9 protein-coding genes are annotated in these 14,307 nt (G+C 41.5%); 3 read left to right on the top strand and 6 right to left on the bottom strand.

Annotation, left to right across the window (positions count from 1 at the left end; translation table 11 throughout):
* Positions 1-540 precede the first annotated feature (540 nt).
* Positions 541-2,496, top strand: coding sequence for a pre-peptidase C-terminal domain-containing protein (locus FLL45_RS23080; protein WP_281282185.1), 1,956 nt, complete (start codon positions 541-543; stop codon positions 2,494-2,496).
* 137 nt (positions 2,497-2,633) lie between these two features.
* Here FLL45_RS23080 and FLL45_RS04530 read toward each other — a convergent pair whose 3' ends face one another.
* A complete protein-coding gene (locus tag FLL45_RS04530; protein WP_142940792.1) occupies positions 2,634-3,071 on the bottom strand; it encodes a hypothetical protein in 438 nt (145 codons plus the stop codon).
* A gap of 189 nt (positions 3,072-3,260) precedes the next feature.
* Between FLL45_RS04530 and FLL45_RS04525 the strand changes: the two genes are divergently transcribed.
* On the top strand, positions 3,261-5,411 hold the full coding sequence (locus FLL45_RS04525) for a mechanosensitive ion channel domain-containing protein (RefSeq protein ID WP_142888577.1): 2,151 nt from the start codon (positions 3,261-3,263) through the stop codon (positions 5,409-5,411).
* 139 nt (positions 5,412-5,550) lie between these two features.
* Here the strand turns inward: FLL45_RS04525 and FLL45_RS04520 are convergent, their stop codons facing one another.
* The 3 genes from FLL45_RS04520 to FLL45_RS04510 all read right to left on the bottom strand — a co-directional run bounded on the left by FLL45_RS04520 (position 5,551) and on the right by FLL45_RS04510 (position 11,278).
* A complete protein-coding gene (locus FLL45_RS04520; protein ID WP_142888576.1) occupies positions 5,551-6,966 on the bottom strand; it encodes a TonB-dependent receptor in 1,416 nt (471 codons plus the stop codon).
* Between the two features lie 190 nt (positions 6,967-7,156).
* Positions 7,157-8,107, bottom strand: coding sequence for an aldo/keto reductase (locus FLL45_RS04515; protein ID WP_142888575.1), 951 nt, complete (start codon positions 8,105-8,107; stop codon positions 7,157-7,159).
* A gap of 30 nt (positions 8,108-8,137) precedes the next feature.
* Positions 8,138-11,278 carry a WD40/YVTN/BNR-like repeat-containing protein gene (locus FLL45_RS04510; RefSeq protein ID WP_142888574.1) on the bottom strand — a complete coding sequence of 1,047 codons (3,141 nt, stop codon included), beginning with the start codon at positions 11,276-11,278 and terminating at the stop codon, positions 8,138-8,140.
* A gap of 355 nt (positions 11,279-11,633) precedes the next feature.
* On the opposite strand from FLL45_RS04510, the gene FLL45_RS04505 reads away from it, so the two are divergent.
* The gene (locus FLL45_RS04505; RefSeq protein WP_142888573.1) at positions 11,634-11,990 is read left to right on the top strand and encodes a hypothetical protein; all 357 of its coding nucleotides are present in this window, start codon (positions 11,634-11,636) and stop codon (positions 11,988-11,990) included.
* Positions 11,991-12,145: 155 nt separating this feature from the next.
* Here FLL45_RS04505 and FLL45_RS04500 read toward each other — a convergent pair whose 3' ends face one another.
* Positions 12,146-13,474, bottom strand: coding sequence for a DUF2314 domain-containing protein (locus tag FLL45_RS04500; protein ID WP_142888572.1), 1,329 nt, complete (start codon positions 13,472-13,474; stop codon positions 12,146-12,148).
* A 413-nt stretch (positions 13,475-13,887) separates the two neighbouring features.
* Positions 13,888-14,259, bottom strand: a complete 372-nt coding sequence (locus tag FLL45_RS04495) for an acyl-CoA thioesterase (RefSeq protein WP_210247107.1) — start codon at positions 14,257-14,259, stop codon at positions 13,888-13,890.
* Positions 14,260-14,307 lie beyond the last annotated feature (48 nt).

Below are 14,307 nucleotides of genomic sequence, written 5' to 3'. Positions count from 1 at the left end.
TCAACCTAGAAATTAACTCGAAATGAGATTAGTCATTACTTTAAAATAACGCTTTGCGACTCAATAATTTTCGAGACACAATTCACGACCAAATAAATTCTAACGCGCACATTTTTTATTAAGCCCTGATAGTTTTTTCGCACTATTACTTTAAATAGATAAACAGCGATGATTTTTAATGTAATATTACCCATTACGGTTACATCTTCAGCAAAACCTAGCCTTAGAAAATATACTCATCTCTGCGACTACTTGAGGGTTTTGTTATTGCTTTAGTTGTTAAAACGATAACTTGAAATGACAGCCTCAATTTGTGAGTTAACCATAAAGCCAGCTTGCAGTTTTGTCTCGCTTTACATTCTCTATTTGCCGTTAGAGTTTAATACTCAGCAGTACTAATTGAACGTACAACAATACTTGTCATACCCACAGTTCCTTTCACATATTTGGAAAGTTAATCGCTTGCGTGTAGTTGTGGTACTCGCGCTTTGCCTACGTGTGTGACCACATTTTTTCAATTAGGCCAACGAGAGAATAATAATGAAACTCAAAAAAATTAATCGGTTACTTTCACAACTCTTTTTCACCGCTGCTGTTGCGGGTAGCTACGCCAATAGTCTAGCCGCTAATCCTGCTACAATTCCTTTTTATAAAACTCAATACACATTTGAGTCGGGAGTTGTCAGTGGCAAAAGCCTATCTTTGATGAGTAAGCGACTCACTCATACCGTTTCTTTTCCTGATGCCCCCTGGCTTAAACTCAATTTAGAGGGTACTGAATTAGGACAGAACAGCTATTTAGAATTAACCTCGAAACAAGATGGGGCAAAACAAATCATTAACGCGCAAACGCTTGCTCAATGGAACTATCAAACCGCATTCTTCAATGGTGGCTCGGTTCATATTAAATTAGTGGTTGATCCTAATGACACTAATGTCGAATTAAAAGTCAGCGAAGTCACCGTCGGTGAAAAGACTCAAAAACCGAGTCCGTTGAGTATTTGTGGGGTCGATAATCGAATCGCTTCGACAGAGCCAAGAGTCGCGCGAATTGACCCGATTGGCTGTACCGCTTGGATAATCGATGGTGGCCAAATACTTACAGCAGGTCACTGTCTTGCAGGTTCAGGAAACACGACCTTGTCATTTAACCCACCAGCCTCTTTACCAGACGGCACCGTTCAATTCCCCGGACCGGAAGACCAATATTCGATTAATCAGTCGAGTTTTGACTACCGTAACGGTGGTGTCGGTAACGACTGGGGCGTTCTTAGCGCCTTTAACAATGCGCAAACTGGTCTACAGCCGATCGAAGCTCAGGGTTCTTTTTCAATCAAACAAGATTTAAATCCAGCTAACATCAGAATCACCGGTTTTGGTGTAGACTCAGGTTCGACGAACCAAACCAATCAAACTCATGTCGGTGCAAACGCAGGCTCTTCCGGGACCACTATGCGCTACACCGCAGACACCACTGGCGGAAACTCTGGAAGTCCGATAATCGATGAAGCAACAGGCGAGGCAGTTGGTATACATTCTCATGGAGGGTGTTCAAGCAGCGGTGGCAATAACAACGGAACCAGCTTCTTTAATACTGCGCTGTGGAACGCGATTGATACTGGCGGCACCCCTCCTCCGCCTCCTCCCGTTACCGAGCTTGAAAATAATGTCCCAGTTACAAACTTAAGTGCAACTCAAGGTAATGATGTGAATTACACTATGGAAGTGCCCGCTGGTGCGAGCGATATTAGTTTCCAAATCAGTGGTGGTTCGGGTGATGCTGACTTATATGTTCGGTTCGGAGCGGCACCGACTGACTCAACTTATGACTGTCGTCCTTACCGAAACGGCAACTCAGAATCCTGCACTGGTACTGACACTGGCGGTACTTATTACGTTCGAGTAAAAGCCTATAGTACTTTCTCCGGTGTAAGCTTAGTCGGCAGCTATTCTGATGGAAACCCTCCTCCTCCACCAGCCTGTGATGTTCAAGAAAGCTTCGAGTCTGGCTTAGGCGGATGGACGACAGGCGGTTCGTGCAGTACGGGGACTTTTATTTCTGGTTCACCAACTGAAGTCGTCAATGGCGGGGTTACTACGCAAGTCGGTGGTGCACAAAATGGTTCAAATGCGTTATTCACTCAGCCTAACTCGAGTGCTGGAAGAGATGATGTTGATGGCGGTGAATGCACCGCAACCTCTCCAGTTTACAGCGTCTCATCGACGTCTGATGTCTCTTTACACTACTTCCATGGACAACGGGATGCAGGTGACGATTCGGGCGACGGTTTTAATCTGGAGGTTTCACTCAATGGCGGAAGTTATGCTTCGCTTGTCTCTATTGGCGATGTCACCTCGAACGCCGTTTGGACTCAAGAAAGCTTCACCGCAAACACCGGAGATACTGTTCAGTTTCGGGTTAGAGTAGCTGACGCTGCAGGTGCAGGAGACCTCATCGAGGCAGGCATTGATAATCTTCAAATTTGTCGCCAATAAGCAATAAATACTGCCCGATACAGTTTAATTAAGCCGGCTTAAACAGACTTGATTAGACGTGTTGGGTAGCGTAGCGCTCGAATCTACGAGCGCTATGTTTTCGACTTTCACTAAGTAGTTCCTTGTGATTTTTCGAACTAGTCTCCAAAAATACTTTTTAAAGCGTCCCACAATCCTAAAGAATCGTCAGGAAATAGATCAATGCCTAAGGCCGATTTAATGATGTATAGTATTGCGAGTAAAAGACCAAACAGGATAAGTATAAACAGAGAAAGCATCAGCACAAACATTCCTGCAGCAGCCCCCACTTCGTTCGACGAAAGCGCTCTTTGGTTGCGTCCCATTAAAAAAACAAAATAGAAACTCCAGGGTAAAAATGGAATAACAACCGTTGGCCTAAAATCAAAACTGTGCGCCCGCCATCCGCGATCAGAAGTGGCACTATCGAGTGACTTTAGCTGTTTACGGCTGAATGATTCGACAACTTTTGGCTCCATTTGGCCCAAAAGTCGTTGCAGTGCCGGCGAGTAATCACTGAAGGAGCTGTCTTTCTTGGTTTTTTTGGATTTAGGCATATCTTTCTACGCAGTGGTGACCTTGGCGACCTACTTAGGGGCAATTTAAGTATAGCAAAATCCGCGTATATCCAATTTGAATTAAAAATACGTTCAATCTGTGGACTGGTGCTGACACAATATCTCATCAATTAGCTATAATAAACCTGAGTAAATTCAATTAACTAGGTAAAAATTCGGAAGTAAAACATGAGCAGTAGACATAAATCCAATAACCCCATCGCCACTATTTTTTGTCTATGGCTATGCTTTTGCTCTGGCATGTTAATTGAAGCTAGCGCCGTTACGCCAAAGTCTTCGCTGACTCAACTACTCCCTTCCAGTGAAACCAAAGTACAAAATAGCGATTTTTCTGATTCCGCTGTGATTAATTTTGAAACAATTAACAACCAATGGTGGAAACAATGGTCCGAACTGAACAGTGACCAAAAACAATTCTGGATAAACCAAATTGAGCAAAGTTATGATGCTCAGATTAGTCAAATGCCATTATCGAACAAGGCCAATGAGCACGTGCGTGAGACCCGTGGGTTAATTCGAGCACTCCGCAAAATTGTACTTTTTGAAAATCAAGCGATCAAAATTGACAAACATAATGAATATACCCTCAAAGAGTGGGCATCCTATTACGACATATATCGCTCCCTTAGTGACACAGAGAAGCGGTTACAAGCGGAGATTAAACAACGGAAAGAAGGAATTGAAGCGATTAAACAAGATATTCAAGCGTTGGCAGTAAAAAACCGTAACTTTACAGCTTACTCTAATCAGTCAATTGAAATTGTTCTTAATATTTATGGCTCGCAGCTTAGCCTGATTTACTCCCAAGAAAAACAAACTGTCGCTAATCTTCAATTAGCTGAAATCCAATCCGCGCTAAAGATTACCGCTTTACGCTTAACGAGCAGTTCAACACAGCTCGTTAGTAATAATCGTTACGATCGTCAATTACAAGAGCAGCAGAAAGCGCTCAACGAACAGCTTGATAGAATCCAGAATCTAATGAACTCTCTCCAACGACAAGCTTGGTCTTCGGTAACAGGCGATCAAGAAGTCGTCTATCAACTCTCCTTTCATGAAGAAAAATTAAAAAGTATGTCAATAAGGTCGGAGCTACTAGCGATTGATATCTTGCTCAATATCAGTCGTCTGATTCGTCAAGAACCGGAACAAGAAAACCCAAATTGGCACAATCAGCTCAAGGAATATAACCAAGAATATGATCGACTAATGTCACAATTCTACGCCTATCGCGAACGAGTCATTGCAAGTGGCGAAGCAGCAAACGAAATGATTTTTGAGCGAACCCAACGCCCAGTTTGGGAATATTTAGAGTCAAATCAGAAGCTCGCAAATGAATTTAAAGTGGAGCTAGAAAAAGCTGAATTCTACGCTAATGCCTACAGACAATTTTTAGCCATTGAAAAAGGTTGGACATCAGAGTTTAATCTTGATTGGCAAATTTTCAAAGAGGAGGCTCAAACAGGCTGGGCCGCGGTTGTTAATTATACGCTTTTTTCTGTCAATGAATATCCTGTTACTTTGGGCAATGTTCTCAATGCATTATTTATTATCATAATCGCAATATTTATTTCAAAGATTATTAAACGGATTCTCAGTCGCGTTGGCCGTAAAAGAGCAATTAGCGAATCAACCTTATTTAATGTTGCCCGGGTAATTCATTATTTAATTATAACCATCGCAATTATTGTTGCCTTATCGATACTCGGCATTGATTCATCTAAAATCGCATTAGTTGCTGGTGCGCTCTCTGTTGGTATCGGCTTTGGTCTGCAAGCGATATTTAATAACTTTGTTTCAGGATTAATATTACTTTTTGAGCGACCATTAAAAGTCGGCGATCTAGTTGAACTGGAGTCTGGTGTTCGCGGTCGAATCAAAGCGATCAATGTTCGCTCGACCCAGTTAAAAACCCGAGATAATATTGACCTCTTGGTCCCTAATTCCGAGTTCGTTAACTTTAAAGTTATCAACTATACGTTTTCCGATCCTTTGAGAAGAATTCATGTGCCGTTTAGGGCAGCATTAAATTGCGATAAAGCGCGTGTAAAAGAGATCGTAGTTGAAGCTGCCTACAAACTTAATTTTACGCAAAAAGACAAGCAGCACGAACCTGATGTGTGGCTTAAACGTATCGGAGAGTTTAGTTTAGAATTTGAACTAATAGTTTGGGTCAACGCGAATAAACTCCATGATAATGACGGAGTCGAAAGCCACTACCTGTGGGAGGTGGATAGTGCGCTAAAAGCGGCTAACATCCATGTTCCAATCCCGATGCAATCAATCGCGATTGAGCGCGGCAAAAGCAAGAAAACATAACTTATCTGTTGGTTAAATAGTCCTTTTTGAGGGGCGTAGTGTAAAACATTAGAATTCATGCTTTAAATGAGAATTGATAACTGCCGAGTTTTGTCGAGCAGGCCTTGCTTTTTAAGCAGCAGAAAGCGCTCGATAGAAACTACTTACCTCGATAGCCAAATAATTTCTGTTTAATAATTTCGTCGGCCACTCCCTCCGGTAACATTTTTTCCCAATCCCCTCTTCCAGCACTTAGTTTCTTTAGTATTTCTCTTGAATAAATTGAAAACAAAGACGGATCGCTACTGTCAATACCTTTTATAAAATCATTCTCTAGTAAATGGAGATAAAGATGTCTAACATTATTAGGAACGGTCACTTGCTTAATGTCATTTAATTCCCCAGCTTCGTTTAACTCTGGATACACAAATAAACGAGTATGATCGGGGAATAATTTACCAAATCCCTCCAAGATGCCACCTTCTAAGTTGCTGTAGAAGTTTTCATTAAAAATTTGATTGAGGTTGACCATTCCGACGACAATTCCGATTTCTAACTGAGTGAATTGGCGAAAGTAAGCTCGTAGCGAAAAATAGCGAGTATAGTCTGATACCATTACATTATAACCGAGCAAATTGAGCAGTTTGACTCGCTCGATCAAATCCTCTTCTGAAACGTTGGCATCATTACCGTGTGCATCGTTGATGGAAATTTCCGCAATTAAAACGGTATTGTCTTTGTTAACATGCTCCATCTTAAAGAAACTTTTGGTGCCTTGCTTGATCATATCAACATTCAGTTTTGTCACAGGCTTGAAAGAGCCGCGAGTCGTCAATACATTTTTTTTATAAAATAGATCAGCTGGAATGGTGACATTGCCATCGGGTGTGAAAATAATCGCGCGAGTCTTCCAGCTACGTATCAAATGAATATTTTTTGCGCGGTTATCAAGATCTTCAAAATAAGGCCCTTTAAACTCGATTGAATCTATTTCTATTCTATCGGGTTTCAGATCGTCGGTAAGGGAATCAATAATTTTACGAGGGCTTTCAAAATAGTAGAAAGCCGCATAAATAAGATTTACCCCGACAACCCCTAACGCTTGTTGCTGGGCCTCGGCATTATCATCGAACATTCGTACATGAAGAACGATATCAGACGGTTCGGCGCCAGGATACATTTGTACTCTAACGGCGCACCAAGCGTGACACTCATTATTTCGATTAAAACTTTTAGCAGCAACTGTTGCTGCATAAGTGAAAAATCGTGATGCCCTTGGTCGACTGTCCCCTACTCGTTCTAAAACTAAAGCAAACTCTTGTTCGATCATCGCGAGAACGCGCGGTTTGCTCACATAACGGCCATCTTTCTGCACACCATAAATCGCATTGGAAAATGTCATATCATAAGCTGAAATCGTTTTTGCAACTGTACCTGCTGCAGCGCCCGCGACAAAAAAATTCCGAGCAACTTCTTGTCCGGCGCCAATTTCAGCAATAGTGCCATATTTTTTCTCATCCAGATTAATCCGTAACGCTTTATTTCTGGTATTTCGAGAACTGACTTGCTTATCCATGTTTACTCCAATTCATCTACCCTATATTCGGTGTATTTATTCGCAATCAATAGTCACCCCAACTACCTCAAGCATAGTCGGCTTTTTCGCAGGATCAAGGCTAGCTCAGCCTTAATGTAGGGCTGATACACAGTATCTTTACCGATCTTTTGAATCGACTCAATATGAGAACTAATGACTAGTGACGCGCCTATGTCGATGGCAAGGCATCAATGAACTCGATCATTCGCTTTTGCATTGCTATGTCTGGAAGTTCACCATAGGCCGCGCCGATATTGTCAAGCATATGTTTTGGTTTACTGGTCGCCGGCGTGACTACGGTTACCGCGGGATGAGCGACAACAAATTTTAAAAAGAACTGTCCCCAAGACTGTATGCCAATCTCAACGGCCCATTCGGGAACCTTTTGTTGACCAATTCTTTTCCATAATCGCGACCGGCCAAACGGTAGATAGACCAATACACCAATACCGCGATCTAACGCAATAGGAAAAATTTCTTCCGCCGCTTTACGATCATCCACCGCGTAATTGACACCGATAAAATCTATCGGCTCATTTCGCATCACCGTAGCTAAGTCCGAGAACCGAGAGTGATTGGTTGACGTCGTACCGATATAGCGAATTCGACCAGCGTCTTTGTAAGCTTTGAGAAGGCTCATTTGGGTAGGGATATCTCTCAAGTTATGTACTTGAACTAAATCGATAGTTTTTTTTCCGATGTACTGAAACGAATTATCTAATTGCTGACGAGCTTTATCCGGATTTGCCTTGAGTTCTCCCCGCGGAACGACATTTAACTTAGTTGCCCAAAAAACTCGGTCAGCTGCCCCCATCGTTTGGACAATCTTTCCAGCGACTCGCTCTGACTCACTATAACTTGGTGCAGTATCGAAAACAGTTCCCCCATTGTCCAATAGCGTTTTAATCACATTTTTCAACTGACTGACATCCTCCCCGCCCGCGATGCGTCGAAATGTCGCTGAAGTGCCAAGCCCGATCACTGGTAAACTCTCTCCAGTTTTAGGGACTTTTCTCGTTATCAATGTTTGGGTGCTCGCTGCATGAAGTAAACTAGCCGTTAAACTGAATGACGTACCCGCTAGCATAGAAAGCTTAATGATTTCGCGACGACTCAACATGATTGTTATCCTCCGGTGACACCCAGTGTATTATTTTACCATCAACATCGGTACTTTCAGTTCAAGAACCTTTTGATTAAAGTTTGACAAGTCCTCTGCTTTGACAGCTTCAAAGGCGGCCAATTGCTCATTGATTTTTTCGGTCAACAACGCTTTAACTTCAACAGCTTGATCCGTTGGTCGTCGATCACCCCATTGAGTTAAACCAAATACGCTATTAAGTTTATCGTTTAGCTTGACGGGAAAGCCCAATGGATCTTGAGGTGCTTTGCTTTTAGTCTGATACAAAGTATTTTCAATTTTATCGATTTTCTCAACAATACTATCCCCCATTTCAATGAGAGGCTTGTACTTATCATCAGATGCTAAACTAGTTTTTAAACGTTTAATTTCCGACTTCAAAGCACGTATGTCAGCGATGGCCTTGTGGGTATCATCCAACAATTGCCACGCTTCTTTTGCAAAAGCCAACTGCAAATTAAAGTCTTCTTCAGTTGCAATGGTTCTTGGATCTTTGAGGATAGTAAAGGCCTGTGTCGATTCGTACTCACCCATCTTTAACGTGACCTGATACTCCCCCGGAACAACTTTATAACCTTGCATTCTTCTCGCCCACATCATCATGCCTTTAAAACTTCTCGGCGGTTCAGTCCGCAAGTTCCAGAAAAAGCGATTAAATCCTTGCTTCGCAGTCATTAGTTGATGCTTCTCTTTTGCGGTGGTAGCAAAACGTTTCAACTCAGTACCAGATGCATCTTTAAAAATTAAAGTTAAGGCCTCTTTACCTTGTTTATCTTTTTTATGAGTTGATTTTAACAAAGGCTCAACGGGCAAATAAAAATTAACCATTACACCATTTTTTAAGTTCTCCGCTCGCGGACCAGGTGCTGATGGCTCATAGTTATCAAATCGATAAGTATCTCTCGGTTTAATAAGACTAGGCTGTTGCAGATTTTTTATATCGAAATTACGAATGGGATTAAGATCATCCATAATCCATAAGGAGCGTCCTTGAGTCGCAACGACTAAATCATCGTTCTTGAGCGCTAAATCAGTGATCGGAGAGATTGGTAGGTTTAATTGCACAGGCTGCCACTCTTCTCCGTTATCAAATGAAATATAAAGGCCGCTTTCAGTCCCAGCATACAACAAACCTTTTCGTTTTTTATCCGCGCGAATGACTCGAGTAAAATGATCTTGCTTTATCCCATCATCAATTCGACGCCAGGATTTACCATAATTTTTGGTGTGAAATAAATAAGGTCGAAAATCATTAGACTTGTAACGAGTTGCAGCAATAAAAAGACCTCCTTTATTAAATGGATCAATCTCAATACTATTTATTTGAGTCCATTTAGGTAGCTTTCGTGGCGTGATATTTTTCCAGTTTTTACCGGCATCTCTTGAGATATAAACAAGCCCATCATCTGATCCTGTCCACAAAACCCCCGGTTCATGATACGACTCCAGCGCAGCGAAAATCGTACCGTAGTACTCAACGCTAGTATTATCTTTTGTGATAGGTCCTCCTGAAGGACCTAATGTTGCCGGATCATTTCGAGTCAAATCAGGACTAATTATTTCCCAACTTTGGCCCTCATTAGTACTTAAGAATAAATGGTTTCCTGCGGTGTAAAGTTTGTTGGAATCATGCGGCGAGAAAAAGATCGGAAAGTTCCATTGAAACCGATACTTAACGTCGCCAGCACCGGACCCCATGTAAGATTCTGGCCAGACGTTTATAGAACGCATGTTTTTTCGTTGATGATCATAGCGCGTTAAATACCCCATATACGAACCACCGTAGACGATGTCTGGCTTTTCAGCGTGCGGCGCGATATGCCCGCTTTCTCCGCCGGCTGTGGGCTGCCAATCGTACAAATCAATCCCACCGCCATCGGAGCGATGATTCAAACGAACCGTGGAATTATCTTGTTGTGCCGCATAAATTCGATAAGGAAAATGATTATCGGTAGTCACCCGATAGAACTGTGCTGTCGGTTGATTGAAATAAGTTGTCCAGCTTATGCCGCCATTATTAGAAATTTGAACACCGCCATCATCTGCTACAGCCATACGAGACGGATTTTTTGGATCAATCCACAAGTCATGATGATCACCATGCGGCGTTGCAATCGACTTGAAAGACTTACCGCCGTCGGTTGATTTGTGGAAACGAACATTTAACACATAAACCGTATCGACATTTTTAGGATCGGCATAAACTCTTGTGTAATACCAAGCACGTTGTCTGAGTTTATTTTCCTCATTGACCTTACGCCAATTTTCACCGCCGTCATCAGAGCGAAATAAACCGCCGTCTTTCGCTTCGATAATTGCCCAAACGACGCCTTGTACCACTGGCGAAACAGCGAAACCACTAATACCTAATATTTCTCTCGGTAGTCCTTGATTGGTTGATATATTGTTCCAGGTGTCCCCACCATCAACAGATTTCCAAAGGCCTGACCCCTCTCCCCCTGAGGACAAGTTATAAGGAGTCCTTTTTACTCTCCACGTTGATGCATAAATAATTCTTGGATTTGTTGGATCCAGCTTTATATCAATTGCGCCCACTTCATCATTAACAAAAAGGATTTTTTCCCATGATTGACCACCATTTTTCGAGCGAAAAATACCTCGTTGTTCATTCGCTCCATATAAATGCCCCAGAGCGGCAACATAGACCAGGTTAGCATCTTTTGGATGGACCTGTATTTGTGGAACATGCCTTGAATCGGTTAATCCGACATTGAGCCAGGTTTTACCCTTATCGGTAGTTTTCCAAACACCTTCACCATGGGATACATTGCCGCGTATCGTTTTTTCTCCGCCGCCAACGTAGATAACATTGGTATCCGAAGGTGCGATCGCAATGTCGCCAATAGAACCACCAAAATAACCATCAGAGATATTATGCCAACTGTGACCATCATCGATGGTCCGCCAGACACCACCACCAGTTACCCCCATTAAATAGGTACCAGGTTCGTTATCAAAACCTTCAACTGACGCGGAGCGACCGCCGCGATATGGCCCTAAAGACCGAAACTCAAGTCCCTCAAATGCTTTTGCTGCGGCGGATATATTGTCGGCAGCTTTGATTGGCTCAGAATTGAAAATGATAAAAAACGTTAAAATGAGAACGATCGAAGTTCTTATACAAAGCATATATGTTCCCTGTTTATTGTTGGTTTTGTTAGCTGCACTCTAATGTACAGCCACGTTCTATCAATTACCAGAAGTTAAGTGCTAAAGAGGTCTGACATCTAGCTCTAAGCGGTAACTGATACAAATTCATATCCGGGTAAAATGTTGACCGGCCGCACAAAACCGTCCCGAAATTTGCCTTTCAGGCTGGCTTTGCTTTAACAATTTGCGAATCAGGCTATAGTTATTAAGCACGACACTTGTCTACGATGGTGCTTGTCCTAGATGGTACTTATCTAAGATGGTACTTATCTAAGATGGTACTTATCAACGACCAGAGTCGTTTAAGCATTTCACCGCTTAGAAGGGAGCTATTATGAAATCTTCGACCTTAACCACATTGTTATTAGCTAGTAGCGTATTAGCAAGTAGCAGCGTTTTCGCTGGCGATCATCCATCGCATAAAAATCATCAACACCAACATAACGCGAGTTGTGGTCATGCCGCCGAATGGCATGTCGATCACTTCGACTATAACCACGATGGACACGATCATCACACTCACGCGGGTAATACCCATGAGGCTTTAGTTAATGTTCACGGCAAGCATGAACATGCTCATAGTTTAAAATGTGGGCACAAACAAAGAGTTAAGAATGGTCGAATTGAGTATCAACATGATGATCACTGGCACCATCAACATGGCCAACATTTTCACGAAACACACGACTAAGCAAGTTGGTTCCTCTTTGAAGTGATTCGTTAGTTTTTAATAGTCGCTCTTTGAATGAGCGACTCTAAATTGTGTTTCCGCCTGCAACAGGCTTTATTTCGCGACTTTAAATTACCCTAATCTATTAATTAATCATGAAAAACCAATTTTCAGTATCAACGCTGCTGAAATTTTTCTATCAGCTCTCCGGTTTTATTGCCTTCGCTGCTACCATCTTTATGATAAAAAATATAATCGAAGACATCCTGTTGTAAAATTATCACAGAATCCCCTTCTTTTAACTCAGGGACTTGGCGAGGAATATTTCTTAATATTCCTTTAATTTCGTTTCCTTTCCAAGCAACAACTTGAACCCACATCCATTCATTGCCACCGGACGTAGTTTTAAAGGGAGCTTTTAACGATAGCCCTTCTCCGACTTCTAGTCCGGCATTAAATCGCTTTTGTAAACCCGGTAATTTTTCTCGAGCAGCTTGACTTGCTGCCTCAATCATCGCGTTATGTTTGACATAAGTGACTTCATCTTTCCAGCCAAATAGTCTATTAAGTAAAGATGATTGTTTTTGGTATCGATTTTTCCCTTCGTATTGATTGAATTCAAACTCTAATAAAAAGTTATCGGGATCACCCTGATGCGGTTTTGATTCGACTAAGTTAACCGGTGCTGATTTAGAAGCGTTTTCGTATAAAGAGTCGAGCAGCGACAGCTTATAGCTAGATTCTTTTAAGCTATTTACGTCAAGCTCAAATTGAAAACTGTTTAGCCCTTGCTCAACAACTTGCTGCGCGGTTAAATTAATCAGCGAAGAAATTGAACGACTATCATTCCAATCAAATCCGTTAATAACCAGATCAGGGAAACCGAATTTCGCCATTCCTAAAGTGATGGCTCGATAACTTTCTCCTTCCTGATAAGCATGAATAACTGTATTTAATTTGACGTTAGGTATTTTGTTACGCCAAGAATCAATTCGATAACGACGCCATTCAGCGATATTGAATAATTCGCGAGTTTCTGAATCCCAAATATATCCACCATGTTTTTCTGCAATCGCTAACGCCGCTTGACTCAATTCATAGAGCGAGCTTTCGCGGGCTGACAAGGGGAACATAAAGTCATACAAAACTGCCGATTGAAAACCTTGCACTTTTTCTCGCTCTTCATCCGTCATACCGCGACCAAAATACGATAAATAACGAGGATTCGGCATAGGAAAATCTTGCGATACATCCTCTACTAAATAGTGATTATAAATAGGCAACTCTGCAGTCTTTGGAAATTCCTCTACTTTTTTAAATGTCGAACCTTTTAAGGCATCCTTAAATGCTTTTTGTGCCACATTGACATCTTGGAAATAGACAATATGTCTCAGAAATATACCGGGATGTTGTTGGTCGCTCGCCAGTAAATGAGTAGAATAACTTAAGACCAGTATTAAGACATGTAGCAATAAGCTAGTCTTTAATAAACGTTCAAAGTTCATAGGAAACCCTCTTAATTTTTTATTATTAATTTTTTATTCTTAATCTTCAGTTTTTATTATTGAGTCTTTTATTGTTTGTTTTACTATCCGCCTATTGAGCGTTACTTTAATTTGATAATCATTCAAACCCAAGCGCTCTGCGCTGAATGAGGATAGCATAGGATTAACGGGTAAGACACTCGAAAGACCTATCAGCGAGTATGGCAAACCTAATATTGGCTAGATAACTGGTTTCAAGACGGGCTATCGTTCTTTCAAGAGAATCTTTCTTGAAAATGTTTCTTGACAGGCACCTATTCAACTATAACTGACAAACTCAAGGGTATATGTCTTACAAATTCGTTAATTTAATAAGACATTTTCCTAATGTTGTGTACGTTTGTGCCTGAAAGGTGCCTGTCTGATTCTTATTTTTAGCAAATCGATTTTTTAAGTCCTTGTTCGTCAACACTCACAAATGTAATGCGCGTTTCAAACAATATCATTTCCGCGTTTTTGCGCGTTCCACTCACAGAAATAAAATAGGTTAGTGAAGTCGAACCTTGTTTTTCTAGCGTAGCGCAGAAACATATGATTTCTCCGCAATCGATACGATGTTTAAACTCTACATTATCTAGAGCAACCGTTACAAAACGGTGATTAGGAAACTGCAAGTTTGCCGTCATATACGCAACTTCATCAATCCAACTTAGCAGATTGCCACCAAACAGCGATTGCTGGTGATTCATATGTTCAGGTAATACGAGTTTGTAGTGTTTCATTAGCTTGTCGGGTTTGGAGGACACCGTTTTTTTCCTTGTAAGTTTAAAATAAGTCGTTAAAGAAAATTAGTT

It is taken from the genome of Aliikangiella marina (assembly GCF_007004765.1).
Lineage (GTDB): Bacteria > Pseudomonadota > Gammaproteobacteria > Enterobacterales > Kangiellaceae > Aliikangiella > Aliikangiella marina.
The sequence above is the reverse complement of the archived record's forward strand: the minus strand, read 5'-3'. Positions and strand labels throughout refer to the sequence as shown.

Excerpts from the sequence above, each read along its gene's own strand:
- FLL45_RS23080 (WP_281282185.1), top strand. The coding sequence starts at position 541 with ATGAAACTCAAAAAAATTAATCGGTTACTTTCACAACTCTTTTTCACC.
- FLL45_RS04530 (WP_142940792.1), bottom strand. The coding sequence starts at position 3,071 with ATGCCTAAATCCAAAAAAACCAAGAAAGACAGCTCCTTCAGTGATTAC.
- FLL45_RS04525 (WP_142888577.1), top strand. The coding sequence starts at position 3,261 with ATGAGCAGTAGACATAAATCCAATAACCCCATCGCCACTATTTTTTGT.
- FLL45_RS04520 (WP_142888576.1), bottom strand. The coding sequence starts at position 6,966 with ATGGATAAGCAAGTCAGTTCTCGAAATACCAGAAATAAAGCGTTACGG.
- FLL45_RS04515 (WP_142888575.1), bottom strand. The coding sequence starts at position 8,107 with ATGTTGAGTCGTCGCGAAATCATTAAGCTTTCTATGCTAGCGGGTACG.
- FLL45_RS04510 (WP_142888574.1), bottom strand. The coding sequence starts at position 11,278 with ATGCTTTGTATAAGAACTTCGATCGTTCTCATTTTAACGTTTTTTATC.
- FLL45_RS04505 (WP_142888573.1), top strand. The coding sequence starts at position 11,634 with ATGAAATCTTCGACCTTAACCACATTGTTATTAGCTAGTAGCGTATTA.
- FLL45_RS04500 (WP_142888572.1), bottom strand. The coding sequence starts at position 13,474 with ATGAACTTTGAACGTTTATTAAAGACTAGCTTATTGCTACATGTCTTA.